Source organism: Streptomyces sp. NBC_00354 (assembly GCF_036106915.1).
GTDB lineage: Bacteria > Actinomycetota > Actinomycetes > Streptomycetales > Streptomycetaceae > Streptomyces.
The window spans coordinates 7,733,407-7,757,260 of sequence record NZ_CP107983.1; the positions used below are offsets into that span (position 1 = coordinate 7,733,407).

At 72.8% G+C, this 23,854-nt stretch carries 19 protein-coding genes; 9 read left to right on the forward strand and 10 right to left on the reverse strand.

The genetic code is table 11. The annotated features are described in order from the left end of the window. Positions 1-245: 245 nt before the first annotated feature. From OHT74_RS35470 to OHT74_RS35485, 4 genes are all read right to left on the reverse strand, one after another. Positions 246-1,034, reverse strand: coding sequence for an SDR family NAD(P)-dependent oxidoreductase (locus tag OHT74_RS35470; protein ID WP_328622486.1), 789 nt, complete (start codon positions 1,032-1,034; stop codon positions 246-248). Between the two features lie 140 nt (positions 1,035-1,174). Continuing rightward, entirely contained in the window at positions 1,175-2,188 is a 1,014-nt protein-coding gene (locus OHT74_RS35475; protein ID WP_328622487.1) for a TolB-like translocation protein, read from the reverse strand. Continuing rightward, positions 2,185-3,537: an MFS transporter gene (locus OHT74_RS35480; RefSeq protein WP_328622488.1), complete on the reverse strand. Its 1,353-nt coding sequence runs from the start codon at positions 3,535-3,537 to the stop codon at positions 2,185-2,187. Before OHT74_RS35480 ends, OHT74_RS35475 begins: the two co-directional genes overlap by 4 nt. A gap of 112 nt (positions 3,538-3,649) precedes the next feature. Beyond that, entirely contained in the window at positions 3,650-4,522 is an 873-nt protein-coding gene (locus tag OHT74_RS35485) for a glycosyltransferase (protein WP_266670461.1), read from the reverse strand. 409 nt (positions 4,523-4,931) lie between these two features. On the opposite strand from OHT74_RS35485, the gene OHT74_RS35490 reads away from it, so the two are divergent. The 7 genes from OHT74_RS35490 to OHT74_RS35520 all read left to right on the forward strand — a co-directional run bounded on the left by OHT74_RS35490 (position 4,932) and on the right by OHT74_RS35520 (position 14,624). Next, a complete protein-coding gene (locus tag OHT74_RS35490) occupies positions 4,932-6,065 on the forward strand; it encodes a Gfo/Idh/MocA family protein (RefSeq protein ID WP_328622489.1) in 1,134 nt (377 codons plus the stop codon). A 101-nt stretch (positions 6,066-6,166) separates the two neighbouring features. Further along, a complete protein-coding gene (locus OHT74_RS35495) occupies positions 6,167-7,174 on the forward strand; it encodes an NAD-dependent epimerase/dehydratase family protein (protein ID WP_267001816.1) in 1,008 nt (335 codons plus the stop codon). Further along, entirely contained in the window at positions 7,171-8,325 is a 1,155-nt protein-coding gene (locus OHT74_RS35500; RefSeq protein WP_328622490.1) for a DegT/DnrJ/EryC1/StrS family aminotransferase, read from the forward strand. Before OHT74_RS35495 ends, OHT74_RS35500 begins: the two co-directional genes overlap by 4 nt. After that, positions 8,322-9,131, forward strand: a complete 810-nt coding sequence (locus tag OHT74_RS35505) for an acetyltransferase (RefSeq protein ID WP_328622491.1) — start codon at positions 8,322-8,324, stop codon at positions 9,129-9,131. The genes OHT74_RS35500 and OHT74_RS35505 overlap by 4 nt, the downstream gene beginning before the upstream one ends. After that, a complete protein-coding gene (locus OHT74_RS35510) occupies positions 9,128-10,243 on the forward strand; it encodes a DegT/DnrJ/EryC1/StrS family aminotransferase (RefSeq protein ID WP_328622492.1) in 1,116 nt (371 codons plus the stop codon). Before OHT74_RS35505 ends, OHT74_RS35510 begins: the two co-directional genes overlap by 4 nt. A gap of 38 nt (positions 10,244-10,281) precedes the next feature. Then, on the forward strand, positions 10,282-13,581 hold the full coding sequence (locus OHT74_RS35515; RefSeq protein ID WP_328622493.1) for a DUF4082 domain-containing protein: 3,300 nt from the start codon (positions 10,282-10,284) through the stop codon (positions 13,579-13,581). Continuing rightward, positions 13,578-14,624 carry a glycosyltransferase family 2 protein gene (locus tag OHT74_RS35520; RefSeq protein WP_267001826.1) on the forward strand — a complete coding sequence of 349 codons (1,047 nt, stop codon included), beginning with the start codon at positions 13,578-13,580 and terminating at the stop codon, positions 14,622-14,624. Before OHT74_RS35515 ends, OHT74_RS35520 begins: the two co-directional genes overlap by 4 nt. Before the next feature lie 77 nt (positions 14,625-14,701). Here the strand turns inward: OHT74_RS35520 and OHT74_RS35525 are convergent, their stop codons facing one another. Then, positions 14,702-15,388 (reverse strand): hypothetical protein, encoded by a 687-nt coding sequence (locus OHT74_RS35525; protein WP_328622494.1) that lies wholly within the window; start codon positions 15,386-15,388, stop codon positions 14,702-14,704. A gap of 95 nt (positions 15,389-15,483) precedes the next feature. Here OHT74_RS35525 and OHT74_RS35530 point away from each other — a divergent pair, with 95 nt between their 5' ends. Both OHT74_RS35530 and OHT74_RS35535 read left to right on the forward strand, forming a co-directional pair. Beyond that, a complete protein-coding gene (locus OHT74_RS35530) occupies positions 15,484-17,499 on the forward strand; it encodes an O-antigen ligase family protein (protein ID WP_328622495.1) in 2,016 nt (671 codons plus the stop codon). Further along, the gene (locus tag OHT74_RS35535; RefSeq protein ID WP_266670480.1) at positions 17,451-18,413 is read left to right on the forward strand and encodes a glycosyltransferase; all 963 of its coding nucleotides are present in this window, start codon (positions 17,451-17,453) and stop codon (positions 18,411-18,413) included. The genes OHT74_RS35530 and OHT74_RS35535 overlap by 49 nt, the downstream gene beginning before the upstream one ends. 13 nt (positions 18,414-18,426) lie before the next feature. Here OHT74_RS35535 and OHT74_RS35540 read toward each other — a convergent pair whose 3' ends face one another. From OHT74_RS35540 to wecB, 5 genes are all read right to left on the reverse strand, one after another. Further along, positions 18,427-19,233 (reverse strand): glycosyltransferase family 2 protein, encoded by an 807-nt coding sequence (locus OHT74_RS35540; RefSeq protein ID WP_328622496.1) that lies wholly within the window; start codon positions 19,231-19,233, stop codon positions 18,427-18,429. Positions 19,234-19,265: 32 nt separating this feature from the next. After that, positions 19,266-20,378, reverse strand: a complete 1,113-nt coding sequence (locus tag OHT74_RS35545) for a hypothetical protein (protein ID WP_328622497.1) — start codon at positions 20,376-20,378, stop codon at positions 19,266-19,268. A 5-nt stretch (positions 20,379-20,383) separates the two neighbouring features. Further along, the gene (locus OHT74_RS35550; protein WP_328622498.1) at positions 20,384-21,868 is read right to left on the reverse strand and encodes an oligosaccharide flippase family protein; all 1,485 of its coding nucleotides are present in this window, start codon (positions 21,866-21,868) and stop codon (positions 20,384-20,386) included. 5 nt (positions 21,869-21,873) lie between these two features. Continuing rightward, positions 21,874-22,623, reverse strand: coding sequence for a chain length determinant protein (locus OHT74_RS35555; RefSeq protein ID WP_328622499.1), 750 nt, complete (start codon positions 22,621-22,623; stop codon positions 21,874-21,876). 121 nt (positions 22,624-22,744) lie between these two features. Next, a complete protein-coding gene (gene wecB / locus OHT74_RS35560) occupies positions 22,745-23,854 on the reverse strand; it encodes a non-hydrolyzing UDP-N-acetylglucosamine 2-epimerase (protein WP_328622500.1) in 1,110 nt (369 codons plus the stop codon).

A 23,854-nucleotide genomic window follows, 5' to 3' on the forward strand; every position in this document is an offset into this window, starting at 1 on the left:
ATCCTCTCCGGGCGATCTTGCGCGGGGACGTGTCCCATTCTATGGAAGAACGAGTGAAAGCCCAGGTCGGAGGGGGTGTGCGGGGAGCCTGGGCGGCGTCTGCGCGGCTCCCGTGCACGAGGTGGCTCCCGGGTGGTTGCGGGCGGGCCCGGAGTGTCGCCACAGGCCTGCGGAAGGCCCTCACGAGGGCGAATTCGGCTGCGCTCAGGGGGGTTTCTGCGGCCATTTCCGACGCGGCATGCCGCTCACAGCGTCGTGATGAGTCCGCCGTCGATGGTGTGGTCGGAGCCCGTGGTGTTGCCGGCCCTGTCCGAGGCCAGCAGCAGGACGAGATCGGCGACCTCCTCGGGGCGGGTGAAGCGCCCGGTGACGCTCTGGGCGGCGGCTCCCGCGACGATGTCGGCCGGTGTGCTCCCCGTACCGCCCGCGACGGTGGCGGCGACGCCCTGCTCCCCGAGCCAGAGGGCCGTCTCGACCGGGCCGGGGCTGATGGTGTTGACGCGTACGCCGTGCGGGCCGACCTCCTTGGACAGCGCCTTCGAGAAGTTGGTGAGCGCCGCCTTCGCCGCGCTGTAGTCGATCACCGCGGGGTCGGGCAGGAAGGCGTTGACCGAGCCGACCGTGACGATCGACGCCGCGCCGCGCTCGATGAGGTGCGGGAGGGCCGCCCGGGTGGTGCGGACGGCCGTCAGGAAGTTGATGGTCAGGGCCCAGGTCCAGTCCTCGTCGGTCAGCGACAGGAAGCCGCCCAGCCGCGGGCGCACGGCGCCGACGTTGTTCACGAGGATGTCGAGCCCGCCGAAGGCCGAGACCGCTTCCCGTACCGCCTGCTCCGGTCCGTCCGGTGTGGTCAGGTCGACGGCGACGGGCCGGACCCGCCCGCCGGCGGCCAGTTCCGTCAGTGGGCCGCTCACCGTTCGGGCGGCGGCGACCACCCGGGCGCCCTCGCCGGCCAGCGCCCGGGTGACCGCCAGGCCGATGCCCTTGCTCGCTCCGGTGACCACCGCCACCTTGTCCGTGAGATGCAGGTCCACGCGGTGCTCCTCGAGGAGGTGCGGGTCGGGTCCAGGGCGCCCGGCCCACGAGGTCCGAGTCTGCACGAACGCGGGCCCGGGGCGTTCCCGACAGGGCCACGGCGTCAGGCCGGTGGCCCTCGTATCCGCGCGTACGGCCGTCAGCCGAGGCGCGTCGGGGACGAGGCCGCCGGGGTCAGGATGCGCGGGGCGCCCGTGCCGTCCGCCGGGACCGTCCACAGATCGGTGGTGTCCGCCCGGCCCTCGGCGGGCAGGGCGTACGCCAGGGTGCGGTCGTCGAGCCAGACGGCCTGGTCGTCCACGCTCCGCTTCTCCGCGAGCGGCGTCTCGCGCAGCGTCCCCAGGTCCAGTGCGTGCTCGCGCCACAGCGACGCGCCGCGTGCGACGCGCTTCTTGTACGCGACCCGGGTCTCGTCCGGGGACAGGGAAGGGCACTCGACGTTCTGGGCGAGGGTGGTGACGCTGCGCCGCGACAGCGAGCCCTTCACCAGGTACGTCTGGCCGGCGGTGCCGAGAGTGGCGTAGAAGGTGTCGTCGTCCTTCGAGAAGGTGACGCCCCAGAAGTTCACGTCGCCCGAGGCGTACGGCCGGCCGTCCAGCTGGATGGAGAACTTCTCCAGGTCCGGTTCGATCGAGCCGGTACGGGTGTCCACGATCGCGGTGCGCGTGGAGAAGAACGCGGCGCCGTACGACTCACCGGAGACGAACACCGTCCAGGCGGCGAAGTGGCCGCTCGGCGATACCCGGGCCCGGGACGGGGTGCCCGCGAGCGGGAAGCTGCGCAGCGTGCGCAGGTCGGAGTCGACGATCAGGGCCCGGTTGTCCTGGGCGAGCGCGCCCGGGGAGGAGTTCAGGCACACGCCGGTTCCGGCGGCCGCGTGGAAGCGCTGGCAGGTGAGTCCCGACGCGGTGCGCTCGGCCTGGGGCGACTGCCCCGGGACCGAGACGAGGGCCCCGCGGTGGGGGCCCTGCGCGCCGTTGAGGAAGGCCAGCCGGTCCTGGCGCCCGAGCGTGACCGGGCCCTGGGTGACCGTCGGGTCCCCCTCGTGCGTCTGCTCGGACCGGGCGGCGGCGCGCAGCACCAGCGCGGTGCCGAGGCCCCCGAGGAGCAGCACGGCCACCGCGAGTACGAGCAGCCGGCGTGAGCGGGTCATCGGGTTCCTCGGGGGTGTCGGGCCGGTTCGGGTGCGGAGTCGGGCGCCGCCGGGCGGAGTACGAAGCCGGCGACGGCCGCGCAGCAGCACAGACCGGCCGCGGCGGCGGCGAGCGCCGGACCGGCGCCCCAGAGGGTCCAGGCGGCGCCGAAGGTGAGCGAGCAGCCGAAGCGGGCCAGTGCCTGGCTGGTTCCGACGACGGCGAGGCCCGTCGCCCGCAGCTTCGCCGGGACGATCGCGCCGACGGCGGCGGGCAGGACCCCGTCGGTCGCGGCGTAGAAGAGGCCGTGCAGTACGAGGACCAGGTAGGGGAGGGCGGGCCAGTGCGGGGCCCAGAGCAGCAGCCCGTACCCGGCCAGCAGGAGGGCGTGCCCGGCGAGGAACACGGTGCGGCGCCCGATCCGGTCGGCCAGGGCGCCGGCGGGCACGGCCAGCAGCAGGAACACCACGGCGGTGCCCAGGGGGAGCAGCGGGAACCACTGCTCGCGGATGCCGGTGCGGTCCTGGAGCAGCAGGTAGAGGAAGGCGTCGCTGACCGTGGTCAGGCCCAGCAGGGCGGCGCAGAGCGCCAGGGCGCGCAGCCGGGGCAGCCGCAGCAGCGCCACCGCCTCCCGCAGGTTCACCGCCGCGGGCTTCGGGGCGTCCGGCTCCGGAGCCGTGGGCCTCGGAGAGGTGCCGGAGTCCGGCCCGTTCGGGCCGAGGCCCGCGCCCGACGGGACGAACAGCATGAGCACCACCACGCCGAGCACGGCGACGCACGCGCTGACGCCGAAGACGGCGTCGTAGCCGCCCACCGCCATGTTCAGGATGAAGAAGGCGGCGAGCGGGCCGAGCAGGGCCCCGGTGGTGTCCATGGCGCGGTGGACGCCGAACGCGCGGCCCTGTAACTCGGCCGGTGTGGAAAGGGAGATCAGCGCGTCGCGCGGGGCGGTGCGCAGACCCTTGCCGGTGCGTTCCAGGGCGAGGACGACGCCCACCGGACCGAGGCTGTGGGCGAGCAGCAGCAGTGGTTTGCACAGGGCGGACAGGCCGTAGCCGATGCCGGCGATCAGCTTGTGGTTGCGGACCCGGTCGGCGAGGTGGCCGCCGGTCAGCTGCACCAGCGCGCTCACCCCGTTGTAGACGCCGTCGAGCGCGCCGAAGCCGAGCGGGCTCAGCCCCAGTCCGGCGACCAGGTACAGGGGCAGCACTGCGGTGACCATCTCGGAGGAGACGTCGGTGATCAGGCTGACCGTGCCCAGCGCGAGGACGGCCGAGGCGACTGCGGGAGCCCGGACGGGCCCGCCGTCCGGTGTGGTCTCCGGTACGGTCTTCGCGCCGGCCGGCGCGGAGCGGTTCGCGAGGTACATGCTCTCGAGCTCCCGGTGCCGACGGTCTGAGTCACTCGTACGTGCGAGTGGAACCCTAGTGGTGGTACGGGCCAACTGGGTGGTGTACGGCCTGATTCGGCTCGTGGGCAGCTCAGCCCTGCCGGCTGCTCTCGTCACGCAGCCAGGTGGAGAAGTCCCCGGTCCGGATGGCCTTGCGGGCCCCCCGGCGGGCGGCGAGGGCCGCCACGACGAACACCACGACCCCGGGGAGCAGGCTCGGCCGGTCCCGGAGCAGGGCGCGCAGGTCGCCCGTACCGGTGCGCGCGGACGGCGCATGCGCCCCCTCCGTGCTCCCGGCCGCCTCCGCCGCCTGGAAGCGTTCCAGCTCGGCGGACGAGGTCGCCGCCCTGACGCGCCGCCTGATCAAGTCACCCCAGGTGCGCGGCGGATGCACCACGACCCGGGCCGCCTCGACCACGCGCCGCTCCTCCGGCGCGAACGCGAGGGAGGCCGCCAGGTCGTCGGCCATCAGCGGGGGCAGCGCGGCGATCCGCGCGTGCCCCGGCTCGGACACCGCGATGACGCCGCGCCCGAACAGCCCCTCGCGGACGGCCGGCAGCCGCTGCCAGACCCGGTAGTACGCCCGGACCGGCCAGGCGCAGCCGGAGAGGGGGATGTCGCGGCCGGGGGCCGCGGCGAGGAGTTCCGGACCGGCGGCGAGGGCGAGGGCCAGAGCCCGTACGCCGGCCGCTCCGAACTCGACGTCGGCGTCCACGTACAGGCGGGGGAAACCCCGCGCGTGCTCGTCCCCGATCCGAAGTGCCGTGTACTTGGAGGGAGTCGGTATCTCCACCACCCGGACGCGGGGGCCCCGCGCACCCGCCACCGCGGCGGTGTCGTCCGTACAGCCGTTGCACACCACGACGATGTCGGGCCCGGATGCCGGGGTGTCGGCCAGGAGCGCGTCGAGGAGCCGGCCGATGACCCGGCCCTCGTTGTGGGCCGGGATCACGATGCTGGTCACCCCGGAAGTATGCACGCTCGAACAGCCGAGCCGACCGTTTCCTCCAACTCTCCACGGGGGTAGGCCCGGTGGTCTAGATTGAGCGCAGCCGACCGGATTCGGCGTGCTTCGGCGACGCTGAAATCCAGCCGGAGCAGGGCAGTTGGGGAAATGCGGGTTCGGCGGCTTGTGGGGAACAGGCCGCCTGCCCGTGGCCGGACCGGCGAGGGGTGCCGGGCGGCCGGGGGGCGGAAAGTACGTCGCAACACGTAGGGCATCGGTCGTGGGGGGCCATCACCGTTCGGCAGTCACGCACGGGTCGCGCATGCGCCCGGCGCCGGCCGTCGGCGGCACCTCCTTCCTTCGCACGCGTCCCGGCCATGGGTTGTCGATACGCCCTCGGGCGTGCGCCGAAGGAAAGGGGAACGCTGTGAAGGAATCCGAGAAGGAACCGGAGAAGGAATCCGGGAAGGACACTGCGACGGGTGCGGGGCGCGCCGCGATCGCAAGTGCGTGGCCGACCAAGCCGTTAGGCGTTGCTGTCATCGGAGCGGGCTACTGGGGCCCCAATCTGGTCCGCAACTTCCAGTCCAGCCCGGGGTTCCGGCTCCGCTGGCTCTGCGATCTGGACGCCGACCGGGCCCGGAAGGTGCTCGGCGGCTACTCCACGGTCCAGGCGACCTCCGACTATGCGGCGGTCCTGGCCGACCCGGCCGTCGACGCGGTCGCCGTGGCCACTCCGGCCGGCACCCACCTCGACGTCGCACTGGCCGCCCTGCGCGCCGGCAAGCACGTCCTCGTGGAGAAGCCCCTCGCCGCCACGTACGAGGACGGCCTGAAGCTGGTGACCGAGGCCGAGGAACGCGGCCTCACCCTCATGTGCGACCACACCTACTGCTACACCCCGGCGGTGGCCCGCATCCGGGACATGGTCCGCTCCGGCGAACTCGGCGAGATCCAGTTCGTCGACTCGGTCAGGATCAACCTGGGGCTCGTCCAGAAGGACATCGACGTCCTGTGGGACCTGGCCCCCCACGACCTCTCGGTCCTCGACTTCATCCTCCCGGACAACATCCGGCCCGTCGCCGTCGCCGCCCACGGGGCGGACCCGATCGGCGCCGGCCAGTCCTGCGTGGCCTATCTGACGCTCACGCTCAACACCGGCGCCATCGCCCACGTACACGTCAACTGGCTGTCCCCGGTGAAGGTCCGCACGACGATGGTCAGCGGCTCGAAGCGCACCCTGGTGTGGGACGACCTCAACCCCACGCAGCGCGTCGCGGTCTTCGACCGCGGCGTGGACATGACCCATCCGCAGGAGATCGGCGCGGACGAGCGCCGCGACACGCTCGTCTCCTACCGGACCGGAGACATGGTGGCGCCCGCGCTCGTCGAGAAGGAGGCCCTGCGCAGCATGGTCGAGGAGTTCGCCGCTGCGATCAGGACGCGGCGGCCGGCGCTGACCGACGGCTGGGCGGGCCTGCAAGTGCTCGACATCCTGGAAGCGGCCTCCCGGAGCCTGGAGTTCCGCGGCGCGGTCGTCGGACTGCGCACCGGGCGCTGACCGTTGGCGGGACCCTCCACGGGACCGCCCGCGCCCGCGGCAGCGCGCACCGCGGCGGGCGCAGCAGGAAACACCATGACCGACTCAGTAGGGGCAGGGCGTTGAGCAGCGTACGAGGCAAGAGGATTCTGGTCACCGGCGGGGCGGGCACGATCGGCTCGCACGTGGTCGACCTGCTGGTGGACAACGGGGCGCGCGAGATCGTGGTGCTCGACAACTTCGTGCGGGGGCGCACCGCCAACCTGGCCCGCGCCCTGCAGAGCGGCGTGGTGGAGGTCGTCGACGGCGACATCCGCGACACGACCACCGTACGCAAGGCGACCGAGGGCGCCGACCTGGTGTTCCACCTGGCCGCCATCCGGATCACCCAGTGCGCGGAGGAGCCGCGGCTGGCGAACGAGGTGCTGGTCGACGGCACGTTCAACGTGCTGGAGGCCGCGGTCGCCGCCGGGGTGGGCAAGGTGATCGCCTCGTCGTCGGCCTCGGTGTACGGGCTGGCGGAGGCCTTCCCGACCACCGAGCGCCACCACCCGTACAACAACGACACCTTCTACGGGGCGGCGAAGGCCTTCAACGAGGGGGTGCTGCGCAGCTTCCACGCCATGTACGGGCTGGACTACATCGCGCTGCGCTACTTCAACGTGTACGGGCCCCGGATGGACATCCACGGGCTGTACACCGAGGTACTGATCCGCTGGATGGAGCGGATCACCGCGGGCGAGCCGCCGCTGATCCTCGGCGACGGCACCCAGACCATGGACTTCGCCGACGTCAGGGACATAGCGCGGGCCAACCTGCTGGCCGCCGAATCGGACCTGACCGACGAGGTGTTCAACGTCGCGAGCGGGTCCGAGACCAGCCTGCGCGACCTGGCCCTCGGGCTGCTGGAGGCCATGGGCGCGGAGGGGATGGTCCCGGAGCACGGACCGGCCCGCGCCGTGAACGGGGTCACCCGGCGCCTTGCGGACACCTCGCAGGCCTCGGGGCGCCTCGGCTTCACCGCCGAGATCGACATGCGCCGCGGGCTGCGGGACCTGGTGGACTGGTGGCGGGCCGAACGCGCGGCGGACGCGGCCGCGCAGCCGGCGGCCGGGGAGGCCGGCCGATGAGCGCCCAGGACCCGGCCCCCGCCCGCATCCCCGTCATGGTCCCCTGGCTCGGCGAGGAGGAGGCGCAGGCCGCCGCAGACGCCGTGCTCTCCGGCTGGGTCGCCCAGGGCCCCCGGGTCGCCGAGTTCGAGCGGGCCTTCGCCGAGCGGGTGGGCGCGGAGCACGGCATCGCCGTGAGCTCGTGCACCACCGCCCTGCACCTGGCCCTGATCGCGCTGGAAATCGGGCCGGGCGACGAGGTGGTCGTGCCCTCGCTGTCCTTCATCGCCACCGCCAACGCGGTGCGCTACGTGGGCGCCCACCCGGTGTTCGCGGACGTCGAGGAGGCCACGGGCAACCTGACCCCCGCCACCGTGGACGCCGTACGCACCCCGCGGACCAGGGCGGTGCTCGCCGTCCACCAGGGCGGGGTGCCGGCCGACGTCCACGCCCTGCGCGCCGCCTGCGCCGAGTGGGGCGTCCCGCTCGTGGAGGACGCCGCCTGCGGCATCGGCGCGACCGTGGGCGGCAAGTCGGTCGGCCACGGCGCACTCCTCGCCGCATGGTCCTTCCACCCCCGCAAGGTCATCACCACCGGCGAGGGCGGCATGGTGACCACGGACGACGCCCAGTGGGCGGAGCGGCTGCGCCGGCTGCGCGAACACGGCATGAACGTGTCCGCGGCGCAGCGGCACGCCAGCAGCAAGCCGATCGCCGAGAGCTATCTGGAGGTCGGCTACAACTACCGGATGACCGACATCCAGGCCGCGGTCGGCCTGGTGCAGCTCGGCAAGCTGGACGCGATCGTGGCCCGCCGCCGTGAACTGGGCGCCCGGTACGGGAAGTTGCTCGCCGCAATCCCCGGCCTGCGCCCGGTCCGGGACCCCGGGCACGGCGAGGGCAACTTCCAGTCGTACTGGGTGCTGCTGGCCGAGGACTTCCCGGTCGGCCGGGACGAGCTGCTCGCGGTGCTGGCCGGGGCCGGGGTCTCGGCCCGGCGCGGGATCATGGCCTCGCACCTGGAACCGGCGTACGCCGGGCACGACGCGGCGCCGCTGCCAGTGACCGAGCGGATCAGCCGCGACTCGCTGATCCTGCCGCTGTTCCACACCATGACGCAGGACCAGCAGGACCGGGTGGTGGCGGTGCTGCGCGAACAGGCCGGCGGATGACCGCCCCGAACGGCCCGGCCACCCAGGACCTGCTGATCGTCGGCGCGGGCGGATTCGCCCGGGAGACCGCCCAGGCCGTACGGGACGCGGTCGCCGCCGACCGGGAGCGCGGCCGCGCCCCGAGGTGGCGGCTCGCCGGGCACCTGGACGACGACCCGGCCCTGCACGGCCGGGACGTCGACGGCGTGCCGGTGCTGGGCGGCAGCGAGCTGGTGCACCAGCGCCGGGACGCCCGGGTCGTGATCTGCGTGGGCAGTCCGCGCGACTACGCGGTACGGGCCCGCATGGTGCGGCGCCTGGCGCTGTCCGAGAGCCGGTACGCGACCGTGGTCCACCCCACGGCCGCCGTCTCGGAGTCCTCGGTGCTCGGCGCGGGCTCGGTGCTGCTCGCCCACTGCGTGCTGACCGCGGCCGTACGCGTGGGCGCGCACGTAGCGGTGATGCCGCACGCGGTCCTCACCCACGACGACACGGTCGGGGACTTCGCGACGCTCGCCTCCGGGGTCCGCCTCGGCGGCGGGGTCCGGCTGGGGCGGGGGGCGTACGTGGGCGCGGGCGCCCTCGTACGGGAGAACACCACGGTCGGCGCCTGGTCGCTGACCGGTATGGGAAGCACGGTCCTGGCCGATGTGCCGCCCGGCGAGGTGTGGGCCGGAAGTCCGGCCCGCCGGCTGCGCGAGGCGGGAGTCCCGGCGCTCGACGAGCTGCGGGCCGACGGCGAGGAGACCGGCCGGGGGCCGGAGACACGGATGCGGCCCGAGACACGCAGAGGGCCGGAAACACGAAGGGGGAGCACAGTCGGATGAACCAGATACCGCTCGTGGACCTGAAGGCGGCACACGCCGAGGTCGCGCGGGAATTGCGCGCAGGATTCGACCGGGTGCTGGCCGACACCGCCTTCATCGGCGGTGAGGAGGTCCGCGCCTTCGAGCGCGAGTACGCCGCCTTCGCCGGGGTCGGCCACTGCGTCGGCGTGGCCAACGGCACCGATGCGCTCGAACTCGCCCTGCGCGCAAGCGGGGTGGGCGTCGGCGACGAGGTGGTGCTGCCCGCCAACACGTTCATCGCCACCGCCGGAGCCGTCGCCCGGATCGGTGCCCGTCCGGTTCTGGTGGACTGCCTCCCCGACACCCTGCTGATGGACCCGCAGGCCGCGCTGGACGCGGTCGGCAAGGCCACACGCGCCGTGGTCCCGGTCCACCTGTACGGCCAGTGCGCCCCCGCGGCGGAGCTGGCCGCGCAACTGCCCTCGTACGCCAAGGTCGTCGAGGACGCCGCGCAGAGCCAGGGCGCCACCCGCAACGGCCGCTCCCCGGGCAGCGGCGGGATCGCCGCGACCAGCTTCTACCCGGGCAAGAACCTGGGCGCGTACGGCGACGCGGGCGCGGTGGTCACCGACGACGAGGAGAAGGCCGACCTCGTACGGGCCCTGGCCAACCACGGCGGCACCGCCAAGTACCGGCACGACGTGGCCGGGTTCAACAGCCGGCTGGACGGGCTGCAGGCCGTGGTCCTGCGGGCCAAGCTGGCCCGCCTCGCCGACGGCAACGCGGCCCGCCGCGCAGCCGCCGCCCGCTACGACGAGCTGCTGGGCGACCTGGCGGCCGCCGGACGCCTGACCCTGCCGGTCACCGCGGACGGCAACGTCCACGTGTGGCACCTGTACGTCGTCCGGGTCAGCGGTGCGGACCGCGACGCGGTCGTCGGCAAGCTCAACGCGGAGGGTATCGGCGCCGGCGTGCACTACCCGGCCCCGGTCCACCTCACCCCGGCCTTCGGCCACCTCGGACACGGCCGCGGGGACTTCCCCCACGCCGAGCGGGCCGCGGACCGGATGCTCTCCCTCCCGCTCTTCCCGCAGATCACCGCCGCCCAACAGCAGCGGGTCGTGGACGTGCTCACCGACGCGCTGCGCTGACGCCCTGCGCCGCGCCGACGTACAAAAATGAGGTACAGATGAACAGACGGACAAGGTTGCTCCGGTACGGCCTCTTCACCGTGGTCGCGGCCCTGATGGCCACGGTCTTACCTCCGTCCTCGGTGGCGGGTGCGGCGGACCCCTGCGGTCCCGGCACGAACGCCGTCGTGTGCGAGAACTCCAAGCCGGGCACGCCGATGTCCGACTGGTTCGCGCCCAGCGCCTACGGCGACATCAAGGGCTTCAGCGCCCAGATGAGCGTCCAGGCGGGCGAAACGGTGCAGTTCAAGGTCCAGTCGCCGACCCCGTACCGGGTGTCGGTCTACCGGCTGGGCCACTACGGGGGTGACGGGGCCCGCCTGATGTCGACCGCGGCGCAGGCGGCCCAGACCTACCCGGCGAACTTCCTGCCGGGCGGCAACCCGCACAGCTGCACCACCAAGGCCGCAACCGGCCTGGTCGACTGCGGCAACTGGCCCGTCACCGCGACGTGGACCGTCCCGGCCGACGCCGTTTCCGGCCTGTACATCGCCAACCTCGACCAGGCGGACGGCAACGGGGTGATGCCCTATCCGTTCGTCGTCCGCAACGACTCCAGCCACTCCGACATCGTCGTGCAGACCAGCGACCAGACCTGGCAGGCGTACAACAACTACGGTGGCCAGGACCTGTACGACGGCGGGGGACCCGCGCCGGACGGCCGGGCGTACGAGGTCAGCTACAACCGGCCGATGGACATCGGCGGGGAGAACGGGATCTACGGGTCCGAGTACCAGATGATCTCCTGGCTGGAGCGCAACGGGTACGACGTGAGCTACATGTCCGGAATCGACATGTCGACCCGCGGTGCGACGCAGCTCGGCAACCACAAGGTCTTCATGTCCTCGGGCCACGACGAGTACTGGACCCAGGACCAGTTCACCAACGCGCTGAACGCCCGCCGCGCCGGGCTCCACCAGACGTACTTCAGCGGCAACGAGGTCTTCTGGAAGACCCGGCTCGCGCCCAGCATCGACGGCGCGGCCACGGCCAACCGGACACTGGTCTGCTACAAGGAGACCAAGCTCTCCTTCCCCCAGCCCAACGGCATCCCCGACCCGAGCGGGATCTGGACCGGCACCTTCATGGACCCGGCCAGCTCCACGAACGGACGGCCCTACCAGCCGCAGAACCAGCTGACCGGCTCGCTGTTCAGCGTGAACGGCTACCGCAGCGACGCACTCACCGTGCCCGGCGCGTTCGCCAAGATGCGGCTGTGGCGGAACACCACCGTCGCGAGCCTGACCCCCTCCCAGACCGCCACGTTCCCGGCCGGCACGCTCGGCTACGAGTGGGACAGCGACGCGGAGGACGCGGCGCGGCCGCCCGGCCAGATCCAGCTGTCGTCCACCACGGTGGACATCAACGACGGCAAGCTCCGCCTCGACTACGGCAACACGTACGGGAACGGCACCGCCACGCACAGCCTGGTCGCCTTCCGCGACCAGACCTCGCACGCCCTGGTCTTCGGCGCGGGCACCGTGCAGTGGTCCTGGGGCCTGACCAACATGCCGACGGGCAACCCCGACGACGCGGTGGTCACCGAGGACAAGCGGATGCAGCAGGCGACGGTGAACGTCTTCGCCGACATGGGTGTCCAGCCCAAGTCCCTGCAGAGCAACCTCGTCGCGGCGACCGCCTCCACGGACACCACGGGCCCGGCCATCACGGTGGCCAGCCCGGCGCCCAACGCCACGGTGCCGGCGCTGCGGCCGGTGACCATCACGGGCACCGCGACCGACAGCGGCGGCGGCGTCGTGGCCAGAGTGGAGGTCTCCACCGACGGCGGGACCACCTGGAAGGCGGCCACCGGCGTCGGGTCCTGGAGCTACAAGTGGACCCCGACCACGCCCGGACCCGTGCAGATCAAGGTCCGCGCGGTGGACGACAGCGTCAACATCGGCGCCACCACCACCGTACCGCTGACCGTGGGCCCCCAGCAGTGCCCCTGCACCGTCTGGCCGGCCGCGGCCGTACCGGGCACCGTCAACGCCGGCGACGGCAGCGCCGTCGAACTCGGCGTGAAGATCCGCTCCTCGGCGCCCGGCTCGATCACCGGCGTCCGCTTCTACAAGTCCCCGGCCAACACCGGCACCCACACGGGCAGCCTGTGGAGCAGCTCCGGCCAGCGCCTGGCCACCGGTACCTTCACCAACGAGACGGCGTCCGGCTGGCAGCAGCTGAACTTCTCCTCGCCGGTCCCGGTCAAGGCCAACACCACCTACATCGCCTCCTACTTCGCCCCCAACGGCGGATACTCCTTCGACAACACCTTCGCCTCCGCCGACGCGGGTCTGGCCCCGCTGACCGCGCTGCGCAGCGGTACCGACGGGGGCAACGGCGTGTACCGCTACAGCGCCACGGGCGGGTTCCCCTCCACGGCCTCGTCCGGCAGCAACTACTGGGTCGACGCGGTCCTGGACACCTCCACCGCGAGCACGACACCGCCCACCGTCACCTCGATCACGCCGCAGTCCGCGGCGACCGGCACCGCGATCACGGCAGCGGTGAAGGCCACCTTCAGCGAGGGCATCGACGCCGACACCCTCGCCTTCACCCTGAAGGACCCGGGCGGCGCCGCCGTCCCGGGCAGCAAGGTACTCAGCGCCTCCAACAGCGCCACCTTCACCCCGTCCACGGAGCTGGTGCTGAACGCCACGTACACGGCGTCGGTGCAGGCCGCCGACCTGTGGGGCAACACCATGACGGCGCCCGTCACCTGGACCTTCACCACCAGTGCGAGCCCGCCCACCGTGAACTGCCCCTGCACCCTGTGGGGTCCCACCGCCGAGCCGAGCACCGCCAACGTCGGCGACGACACCAACTCCGTCGAACTGGGCACCCGCTTCCAGTCCGCGGTCAGCGGATACGTCACCGGCATCACCTTCTACAAGGGCCCTGGGAACACCGGCACGCACACCGGCAGCCTGTGGTCGGCCGACGGGACGCTCCTCGCGACCGGCACCTTCGGCAGCGAGACGCTGTCCGGCTGGCAGCAGCTCCACTTCGCCACCCCGGTGCCCATCACCGCGGGCACCAGCTACGTGGCTTCCTACCACGCACCGAACGGCAAGTACTCCGTGGACGGCGGCTACTTCACGGCCGCGCACCGCTCCTACCCGCTGGTCGCCCCGGCCGACGGCAGCGGCGGCGCCAACGGCCTCTACAAGTACGGTGCTTCCACCGCCTTCCCGACCAACACCTTCGGCTCGGTGAACTACTGGGTCGGCCCGGTGTTCACCACCACGGCGCCGGCCGGCCTCGCGACGGACGGCTCCACGGAGGTGTCCGGCCAGTGAGCACCGTCAGCGTGGTGATCCCCTGCTACAAGTACGGCCACTTCCTGGCCGACTGCGTCAAGAGCGTCCTGGACGAGCAGCCGGGCGTCGACGTACGGGTCCTGATCATCGACGACGCCTCGCCCGACGACTCCGCGGAGGTCGCGCGGGCGCTGGCCGCCGCCGACCCCCGTATCGAGGTCCGGGTCCACGAGCGCAACCAGGGCCACATCGCCACCTACAACGAGGGCCTGCTGGAGTGGGCCGACGGGGACTACGTCGCCCTGCTCTCCGCCGACGACCGGCTGGTCCCCGGGGCCCTGGTACGCGCCGCGGCGCTGCTCGACGCCCACCCCGAAGCCGGCTTCGCCTACGGCAGGCCGCTCAGGTTCCAGCACGGCGGACCGCTGCCCGCGGCCCGCACCCGGAGCACCGGTTCGGCTGTCTACCCCGGACGGTGGTGGCTGGAGCGGCGCTTCCGGGAGGGCACCGGGTGCATCACCTCGCCCGAGGTGGTCGTCCGCACCAGCCTCCAGCGCAAGGTCGGGGGCTACGACCCGGACCTCCCGCACGCGGGCGACATCGAGATGTGGATGCGGCTCGCGGCGCACGCCGACGTGGGCTACGTCCGCGGGGCCGACCAGGCCTTCTACCGCGTCCACGGCAACAACATGTCCACCACGGACTTCGGCGGGCAGCTCGACGACCTGCGCCAGCGCCTCGTCGCCTTCGACTCGGTCCTGGAGAAGTGCTCCGGGCTGCTCCCGGAGTCCGGCCGGCTGGCGGCCCTGGCGCGGACCCGGCTCGCCCGGTACGCGCTGCGGCGCGCCTACCGCGCGTACGACCGGGGACGCACCGGTGTGGTTCCGGTCGAGGAGCTGGAGGCCTTCGCCGCCGAGTGCCTGCCGGAGTACACCGCGCTCGCCGAGTACCGGGCGCTGCGCCGGCGCCGCCGGATCGGGGCCCGTGTGATGCCGTACCTCCAGCCTCTGGTGCTCTCGGCCGTCGCCGACCGGGGGCGCGAGTGGCTCTGGTGGCAGTCCTGGAAACGCCGAGGGATTTGATGAACCAGCAGTACCGACAGCACCAACTGCACCACCGCCCCGTGCTCGGGGCACCACCGGCCCGGCGGCCCGCTTCCTCAGTGGGCCGCCGCGGCCGCGGGCATCCGGCTCCCGGCCTCGGGCTCGGCCTCGTTCTCCGGACCGGTGTCGGCGCGTTCGCGCCGGCGCCGGTTCCGGCGCGTCACGACCTGATCGGTCCACAGGGCGGCGGCCACCGCGCAGACCCCGGCCAGCAGCACCGTCCCGGCCAGCCCGCGGCTCTTGGTCCCGGTCTGCGCCACCGCCGTCGGCGGTACGAGGAGCGTCACGCTCATCCGCGCTGGCTCCGGGATCCGCTGCTCGGCCTGCATGTCCGCGAGGCGCTTCGTATAGGCCTCGACGACCTTGAGCACGGCCAGGTTGGCCGCGGCGGGTTCCGCGTGCTCCGCCTGCACCTGGAGCGAGGGGATCAGATAGCGGGGCGTGACGCTGGTGCCGCTGTTCCGCGGGATCAGCCGGTACGTGCCCGTCACGCCCGCGGCACGCAACTCGGCCGCCCCGGCGGGGGATTCCAGCTGCTGGACCGCCGCGTACGACACGGCGGCGAGCGGCGGCTGGAGATTGGCGAGCTGGTTCGGCTGGCTGCCGGTCACCGGCGGCTTCAGCACGACGATCGCCGAGCTCACATAGGTCACGGTGGGGCGGAGCACCTGCAGGGCCCCGGCGCCCGCGAGCACCGCCACCAAGAGCAGGACGTACCAGCGGCGGCGAAGCGTGCGGAACAACTCACCAGGCGACACAGGATTCCTTCCGTCGCGTTCGATCTTCCCAGGACGCGGGTCGGCCCGCCATCGGTTCCGGCAGGCGCAAGGGAGTGTTCGTGAGCATCGGTGAAATAGCCGCCGTGCTGCGGCGCCGCTGGTACGTGATGGTGCCCCTCACGCTGATCGGACTCCTCGCGGGGCTGCACCTGTACCGGTCGGTGCCCGTGGCGTACCAGTCGCAGAGCTCGGTGGCGCTGCTCGACTCCACGGCGGTGGCGGAACTGGCCCCTGCCTTCGGCAACCCCATCTCGAACGCGGGTGGTTCCCTCGTCGTGACCGCGGACGTGCTGATCAGGACCCTGTCCGGGGCGGACGCCGCGCGCGATCTGCACGGCCTCGGCGTGACCGACCCGTACACGGTCGGCTTCGCCGCGAACACCTCGGGCCCGATGCTCACCCTGACCGTCACGGGTACCGACCGGGCGAAGGTGCTCAAGGAGACCAGTACGCTCACCACCTTCGCCGGCGAGCAGCTCAACGCGCTCCAGGCGGCGGCCAAGGTGCAGCCCGCGTACTTCGTGCAGACGGCTCCGGTGGTGCTGCCGCAGACCCCCAAACCCCAGCTCAAGAGCCGCTACCAGCAGGTGCTGGGCGTCGTCATCGCGTCCGTCACCGCCGGCTTCACGCTTTCCTTCGTGACGGAGACCCTGCTGGTGGCCCGCCGCCGCAGGCGCGAGGCCGCCGCCGCGGCCGGCGCACCCCGCAAGCGCGTCCGCAGAAGGCTGCGGGGCCGGCAGCCGGACGCCGCCGCCCTGCTCAGCGGCTACCTGGGGCTGGCCTTCTTCATCCCCTCGAACCTGACCCTGCCGGGCATGGGCGGCGTGGGCACCCCGGCCAACGTGTTCGCGCTCCTCGGCCTGTTCTGGTACCTCGCGACCTGGCTGACCGGCCGGATCCGGCCGGCCGCGGGCACCCGGCTGCCCCGGGTCGTGATGTGGCTGCTGACCGTCTCGGTGCTGGCCTCGTACCTCGCGAACGCCGCCCGCGGCAGCTCGCACAAGGAGGTGCTGGGGGCGGACCGCGGCCTGATCGGGCTGCTCGTCTGGGTGTCGATCGTCGTGCTGGTCTCCGCCGGCATCCAGGACCGGGCCCGCCTCGACGTCCTGCTGCGGCGGGCCGTGGTGATGGGATCGGTGGTCGCCGCCATCGGCTACTACGACTTCTTCACCGCGACGAACATCGCCGAACACATCAGCATCCCAGGCCTCCACTCGAGCGTCGCCCAGATCACCACCCTGGACCGCGGGGCGTTCACCAGGCCGCGCTCCACCACCGCGCAGCCGCTGGAGTTCGGCGGCATGCTCGCCCTGCTGCTGCCCTTCGCCGTACAGCAGGCCTTCGACCCGGTCCGCAGCCACCTCAGCCGCTGGCGGCGCTGGGGTCCGGTGGCCCTGATGGGCGGCGCCCTGCCGCTGACCGTGTCGCGCACCTCCATCATCGGCGCGCTCATCGTCGTGCTGGTGATGGTGCCGCGCTGGAAGCCGCAGCGGCGCTGGACCGCGATCGGCCTCCTGCTGGGCTCGGTGGCCTGCTTCAAGGTCCTCGTGCCCGGGCTGATCGGCACGATCACCACGCTCTTCGGGTCCTTCCTGTCGAACTCCGACAGCAGCACCCAGGCCCGTACCGTCAAGTACAGCGCGATCGTCCCCTACTTGGAGGAACGCCCGCTGTTCGGGCGGGGCCTGGGGACCTTCACTCCGGACCTCTACTTCTTCACGGACAACCAGTACATGCTGACCCTGGCCGAGATGGGCCTGCTGGGCCTCCTCGCCCTCCTGGCGCTGTTCTTCACCGGCATCCACCAGGGCGGAGCCATCCGCCGCATCGCCGCCGACGAGTCCGACCGGGAGCTCGGCCAGGCGTTCTTCGCCTCGGCCCTCGTCGCCCTGGTCAGCAGCGCCACCTTCGACGCCCTCAGCTTCCCGATGTTCGCCGGGATGTTCTTCCTGACGATCGCCGCCGGAGGCAGTTACCTCGGCTTCATCCGGCGCAGCGCGCCGAAGCCCCCAACCGTGGAGTCCCCATGCCCTCCCGCCGCCACCCGGCCGGATCTCGTGCAGCCGGTCCCGTAGCCGTCCTCGTCGTCACCTGGAACAGCGCCCGGGTGCTGCCCGAGTTCCTGGACTCCCTGCCGGAGGGCATGGCAGGGCTCGACTGGCGCCTGGTCGTCGCCGACAACGACTCGGCCGACGGCACCGTCGAGCTGGTCCGGTCGCTGGCCCCGGACGCGACGGTCGTCCAGACCGGCCGCAACGCCGGGTACGCGGCCGGGGTGAACGCCGCCCTGGAGGCCGCCGCCGCGTGGGAGGGCGGCTTCGGCGCCGCCCTCGTGTGCAATCCCGACATCCGGATGCGGCAGGGCTGCGCCCGGCTCCTCGTCGACGCACTCGACGCCCCGCTGTCCGGCGGACGCCGGGTCGGGATCACCGTCCCGCTGCTGTACGAGGAGGACGGCACGCTCCAGCACTCCCTGCGCCGCGAATCGCGCGTGACGCGGGCCCTGGGCGAGGCGGTGATCGGCAACCGCCGGGCCGGGCGCTTCCCGCGGTGGAGCGAGCTGGTCACCGATCCCTCCGCGTACGGGCGGGCGACCGTCGCCGACTGGGCGACCGGTGCGCTGATGGCCCTCTCCCGCCCGTGCCTGGACGCCTGCGGGGCGTGGGACGAGTCGTTCTTCCTGTACTCGGAGGAGACCGAGTACTGCCTGCGGGCCGGGGACCGCGGCTTCGCCACCCGGCTCGAGCCCGCCGCCTCGGCCGTCCACCTCGGCGGGGACTCGCAGGTGTCGCCGCGCCTGTGGACGCTGCTGACCCTCAACCGCGTACGGCTCTACAGCCGTCGGCACGGGGCGGCGGCCACCGCCGCCTTCCGCGGGGCCGTCCTGCTGCGCGAGACCTCGCGGGCGGCGCTCGGCCGGCCGGCGAACAGGGCGGCGGCCCGGGCCCTGGCCAGCCCGTCCGCGCTGCGCGCCACGCCCGGGCCCTGAGGCGGCCGCCGGATCACCCGGTGGGCGTCTGCCCGTCCCAGGCGGTGTAGAAGCTCGCCGGGTTGACCAGGTAACGGACGGTGGGCCGGGGCACGTGGCGGACCTCGTGGCGGCGCGCGTAGCGGCGTACGAGTTCCCAGTCCTCGCGCGGCAGTACCTCGGGCGTGCGCCGAAGCCGGCTGAAGTACAGGGACCGGGTGCGGCGCGCCACGAAGGCGTTGGTGTCGAGGAAGGCCTCGCGGGCGGCCCGGCGCCGGTCGAACGGCACCGACAGCACGTCCCGTTCGGAGCCGTCGGGCAGCACCCGGCGCAGCGCGGTGTAGACGGCGTCGGGCCCGCCGGACGGCTCCAGCACCGCGAGGGCCTGCTCCAGGTGGTCGGGCTCCCACAGGTTGTCGTCGTCCAGGAAGGCCACGTACCGCGAGCGGGTCAGCCGTATGCCCACGTTGCGCACGACTCCGGCCGTGGCCGTGTTGCGGGCCAGTGACACGGCGAACAGTCTTGGGTCCGAAGGTAGTTCGGGGAGCCCCGCGCCGTCGTCGACGACGATGACCACCTGGTCGTGGACGGTCTGGTCCAGGGCCGAGCGGACCGCCGCGCGCAGCGCCTCGGGGCGCCGGTGGGTGGCGATCACGGTGGCCACGAGCGCGGCCGGCGGGCTGCCCAGGACGGCGGCGAGCCGGGTGGCCTCGGCGGCCTCGAAACGGCGCAGCCGCACGGCGGACGGGGCGAGCAGGACCTTGTTCCTGGCCTCGAAGAGCACCAGCCAGCCGAAGGCCCGCTTGAGCAGCTCCCAAGGGGCCCTGGCGATGCGGTGCATGATGTCCTCTCGATCGTCAGGGGGCACGGTGTTCAGGGGGTGGGTTCGGGGACGACGGGCCGGCCGTCGGCCGTGCGGTTGCCGTGCCACACGTTCCCGGCGCCGCCCGCGTTCCAGGCGGCGACCAGCCCGTAGGCACCGCCGTTGGGGTGGTACTGGGCGGAGAACACGTTGTCCGTGACCTGGATGCCGGTGGCGCCGGACCCGCCGCCGTAGAGGGCGTACGCCCCGCCGGCCAGCCAGTTGCCGTCCACGACCACGGAGGAGACGCTGCCCGTGTCCGCGAAGAGCCCGATGGCCGCGCTGGCGCCCTGCTCCACGGGGACGGGGTTCAGCAGGGTGTTGTGGCGGATGGTGAGGCGGCCCTTGTTGCCGCCGCCGCTGATGACGGCGTCGGTGTGCTGCCACTCGCCGCCCTGGTTGCGGAAGGCGACGATGTCGTGCACGTAGTTGTCGTGCAGCTCGCCCTGGCCCATCGAGAGGGCGTTGCCGAACACGGAGATGTCGCACCAGCCGACCTCGATCGAGCTGCCGCCCATGTTGGAGACCGCGTAGTCGACGCCGCCGTTGTCGGGGCCCTTGCCGGGTACGGCGGTGATGGTGGTGTGCAGGACCCGCAGGCCGCTGTAGCCGGGGCGGAGGTTGATCCCCCACCAGTTCGTGGAGGTGATCCGGCTGTCGATGATCGTGACGTCGTTGGCGTAGACGTCCAGCGCACCGCGGATGTCCCAGCCCTTGATGACCGTGCCGTCGGTCTTGACGGACGTGTTCCCCGTGTCGTGCCGCTCCAGCGCGATCCGCGGGCCGGTGGTGCGGGCGTCGGGGAATCCGCAGGCGCCGGGCGAGGAGCAGGGGCCCGTGGTGGGCGCTCCGCCGCTCCCCGGTGAGGGTGTGGCGGCGGACGGGGCCGTGGTGGCGGACGGGCTCGGGCTGCCGGTCGCGGACGGGTCCGCGGAGGGCGAGGGCGTGGGCGTGGGCCCAGGGGCGGGGCTGGTGCCTGGGCACTGGAGGGCGCTGTCCGGGCAGGGCCCGGCCGAGGGCTCGCTCACCCCGGTCCGGTCGGCCTCGTAAAGGGCCAGTACGACGGCCAGTACGAGCAACGCCAGCAGCCAGGCCCCCAGGCGCCGCCTCCGGTTGCGTGCCATCGCGGCTAGCCCCCGGCCGCCGCGGTCGCTCCGGCGGGCGGAGAGCCGCGCAGGAAGCCGAGGCTCGGCAGGATGCACAGGGCGTAGCAGACAGAGCCTGCGGCCGCGGTCGCGAGGAGCGCGAGGACGCCGTCGCCGAGGAGCCGCTCCATGCCGAGGACCACGGCGGCCATCGCTGCGCCGCCGAGGAAGGGCCAGGCGCAGGCCCGGGCCACGGTTCGCAAGGCCACGCCGCCGCGGTGCAGCGCGTAGAGGAACACCGGCACCACGACCGCGCCCGCGACCAGGACGTGCCCCTGGGCCACACCCACGATCCCGCCGGCGCCGGCGCCGACCACCAGGACCGGGATCAGGATGACGAGCCAGAGTCCCTGGACGCCGATGAGCGAGCGGCGGCGGCCGATGGCGACCAGGCAGTCGTAGGCCAGTTCGCAGCCGATCCGGACCAGGCCGAGCGCCATCAGCCAGGGCAGCGCGGCGGCCGCGGGCAGCCATCGGTCGCCGTACACGAGCCCGACGATCGGGGCGGCCAGGGCGGCCAGCAGGACGCAGAGCGGGACGGTGCCGGTCATCACGACCCCCAGGGCGCGGCCGAATCCGCCGGCCAGCGCCCCCGGCGAGTCGGCCAGCCGGGAGAACCCGGCGAAGGAGACACGGCGGGCCGCCTCGGAGATGATCCGCACGGGCCAGCCGGAGATGTTGAACGCGAGCACGTAGAAGCCGAGGGCCAGTTGGTCCAGGGCGGAACCCACCACCATGGTGTCCACGTTGACGACGCCGAGGGCGAGCATGCTGGCCCCGGCGAGCGGGAGCCCGAAGCGGAGCAGGGACCGCGCCTGCTCGCGGTCCCAGCCGAACCTCAGGGTGCCCGGCGCGGCGAGGCAGCAGCCGACGAGGGCGGCTGCGTTGCCGGCCACGGAGCCCCACGCGAAGCTCATCGCGCCCCAGCCCTCGACGGCCAGCAGCAGGGTCACCCCGGTGCTGAGGACGAAGTTGACGGCGTCGATGGCCATCCGCCTGCCCTGCGCGAACTCCCGGGTGAGGAACCCGGCGGGCACCTGCGACAGCCCGTCGAGGACCACGCAGACGCACATCACCCGCAGGATCCCGGACGCCTCGGGCGAGCCGAGCACCCGGGCCACCGCCGGGGCGGCCGTGAACAGCACGGCGTAGAGCAGGCAGCTGGAGGATGCGCTCAGGGTGAGCACGGTCGGGGCGAAGCGGCGCGGGTCGCCCTCCCAGCGCACGATGGCGAGGGAGACGCCGAGCTCGTTCGCGGAGAGCAGGACCAGCAGTACAGTCTGGGCGATCCCGTAGACGCCCCAGGCCTCGGGACCGAGGAAGAAGCGGGCGAGGATGATGCCGGTGACGAAGTTGCCGAGGCGCATGACCACGGTGTTGACCAGGCTCCACCGGGCGGCGGAGCCGACCTTGCGCCCCAGCGACGGCGCCTCGGGCGGGGCCTGGGTACCGGTGTCGGTCCCCGTCATCCCCGTCACGGCGACGATCCGGCGGAGGCCCGGCCGGTACGGGAGGTACTCGTCCCGGAGCCCGCGGTGTCCGCTGTGTCGGGTACCGCCTCGGACTCGGTGTCGCCGAGTGCGGTGGTCTCGGCCGGCGCGGGCCGGTGCCGGCCCGGCTTGCCCGACCTGCGGCGGCGGGCCTCCACGAAGAAGGTGGCCACCAGGCTGAGTACGAAGCCCAGTGCCCCTGCCATGATCAGGTACTGGAGCCGGGTCTTGGTCTGCGCCTCCGGCTTCTGCGGCGGGACGATCGTCGCCATGCGGATCATGGCTTCCGGCGTCACCGACTGCTGGGCCTGGAACTCCTGCAGCCGCTTCTCGGCGTAGGCGGTGAAGACCTGGTCCGACTTCAGGACGGCGGCCGGTTCGGTTCCGGTGACGCTCAGCCACATGAAGGGCCCCTGCGCGTTGTCGGCGATCTTCGCCTCGTACTCCCCGGTGACGCCCTGGGCCTTGAGGTCGGCCCGGGAGTCGTCGGAGTTGAGATTGCGGGCCAGGCCGTCGGCCATGCCGGTCAGCGAGGCCTGCGTGCTCAGGAAGGGGTTGCCGTCGAAGGCCACCGTGGCCTTCTTCGAGTTCAGGAGCGTCACCGTGCTCTGTGACCGGTACTCCACCGGGACCAGCACGTACACGCCTGCGATGAGCGCGGCCGTGAGCAGCAGTCCGGGCAGCAGCACGTACCAGCGCCTGCACATGACCCGCCAGATCTCCGCGAGATCCATGGTCTTCTCCCTCGCGGCGGCGTCGTGTCCTCCACGCGCCGCCGCTCTTTCATTCCGGCGATTACGGTTCTTGCGTTCTTACGGTGTTGCTTGGTGGTTCTTGTCCGGACCGGCGCCCGCGCTACGGGGCCAGGACGGTGGGCCGCAGCCGGGTCACCGCGGTCCCGCCGTCCAGCAGGACTTCGGCGATGCGCTCGCTCGCGCGGCCGTCCCAGAGCTCGGGGCAGCGCGGCGCGGGCGGATCGTCGAGCACCCGGTGCACCGTGGCCGTGATGCGCCCCGGGTCGGTGCCCGCCAGTACGTTGGTGCCCGCCTCGACGGTGATCGGCCGCTCGGTGTTCTCCCGCAGCGTCACGCAGGGCACCCCGAGGGCGGTCGTCTCCTCCTGGACGCCCCCGGAGTCCGTGAGCACCACCCGGGCGGCGTCCTGCAGGGCGATGAAGTCGAGGTATCCGGCGGCCGGGACCATCCGGATCCCGCCGGGGACTCCGATCTCGGCCAGCCGCTGCGCCGCCCGCGGGTGCACGGGCAGCAGCAGCGGGCAGCGGTCGGCGATCTCGCCCAATGCCTTCAGCAGGCCGCGCAGCGCCCCGGGGTCGTCCACGTTGGCCGGCCGGTGCAGGGTGACCAGGCCGTATCCGCCCCGGGTGAGCCCGTACCGGTCCAGGACGTCCGAGGCCCGGGCCCGGTCCAGGTTGGCGAACAGGGTGTCGATCATGACGTTGCCGACGACGTGGATCTGGTCCTCCCGGTACCCCTCCGACCGCAGGTTCGCGGCCGCATCGGGAGACGGAGCCAGCAGGTAGTCGCTGACGCGGTCGGTGGCGACCCGGTTGACCTCCTCCGGCATGCCCCAGTCCCGGCTGCGCAGTCCGGCCTCCACGTGGGCCAGCAGCGGGCCGGCCTTCGCGGTGACCAGGGCGCAGGCCAGTGTGGAGTTGATGTCGCCGACCACCACCACGACGTCCGGGGACAGTTCGTCGACCAGCGGCTCGAAGGCCGCCATCACCCGGCCGGTCTGCTGGGCGTGGGTACCGGACCCGGCGCCCAGGTACCGGTCGGGGGGACGGATGCCGAGGTCGCGGAAGAACACGTCGTTCATGGACTCGTCGTAGTGCTGACCGGTGTGGACGAGGATCACCTCGGCGCCGCGGCGCTCCAGTGCGTCCATCACCGGTTTGATCTTCATGTAGTTGGGCCGTGCTCCGGCCACGCAGATGATCCTGGGCAT

What these genes read in the sequence shown, in the direction of transcription:
- OHT74_RS35480 (WP_328622488.1), bottom strand. Translation starts at nt 3,537, where the DNA reads ATGTACCTCGCGAACCGCTCCGCGCCGGCCGGCGCGAAGACCGTACCG.
- OHT74_RS35505 (WP_328622491.1), top strand. Translation starts at nt 8,322, where the DNA reads ATGACCGCCCCGAACGGCCCGGCCACCCAGGACCTGCTGATCGTCGGC.
- OHT74_RS35550 (WP_328622498.1), bottom strand. Translation starts at nt 21,868, where the DNA reads ATGACGGGGACCGACACCGGTACCCAGGCCCCGCCCGAGGCGCCGTCG.
- OHT74_RS35540 (WP_328622496.1), bottom strand. Translation starts at nt 19,233, where the DNA reads ATGCACCGCATCGCCAGGGCCCCTTGGGAGCTGCTCAAGCGGGCCTTC.
- OHT74_RS35515 (WP_328622493.1), top strand. Translation starts at nt 10,282, where the DNA reads ATGAACAGACGGACAAGGTTGCTCCGGTACGGCCTCTTCACCGTGGTC.
- OHT74_RS35545 (WP_328622497.1), bottom strand. Translation starts at nt 20,378, where the DNA reads ATGGCACGCAACCGGAGGCGGCGCCTGGGGGCCTGGCTGCTGGCGTTG.
- wecB (WP_328622500.1), bottom strand. Translation starts at nt 23,854, where the DNA reads ATGCCCAGGATCATCTGCGTGGCCGGAGCACGGCCCAACTACATGAAG.
- OHT74_RS35555 (WP_328622499.1), bottom strand. Translation starts at nt 22,623, where the DNA reads ATGGATCTCGCGGAGATCTGGCGGGTCATGTGCAGGCGCTGGTACGTG.
- OHT74_RS35535 (WP_266670480.1), top strand. Translation starts at nt 17,451, where the DNA reads ATGCCCTCCCGCCGCCACCCGGCCGGATCTCGTGCAGCCGGTCCCGTA.
- OHT74_RS35500 (WP_328622490.1), top strand. Translation starts at nt 7,171, where the DNA reads ATGAGCGCCCAGGACCCGGCCCCCGCCCGCATCCCCGTCATGGTCCCC.
- OHT74_RS35510 (WP_328622492.1), top strand. Translation starts at nt 9,128, where the DNA reads ATGAACCAGATACCGCTCGTGGACCTGAAGGCGGCACACGCCGAGGTC.
- OHT74_RS35475 (WP_328622487.1), bottom strand. Translation starts at nt 2,188, where the DNA reads ATGACCCGCTCACGCCGGCTGCTCGTACTCGCGGTGGCCGTGCTGCTC.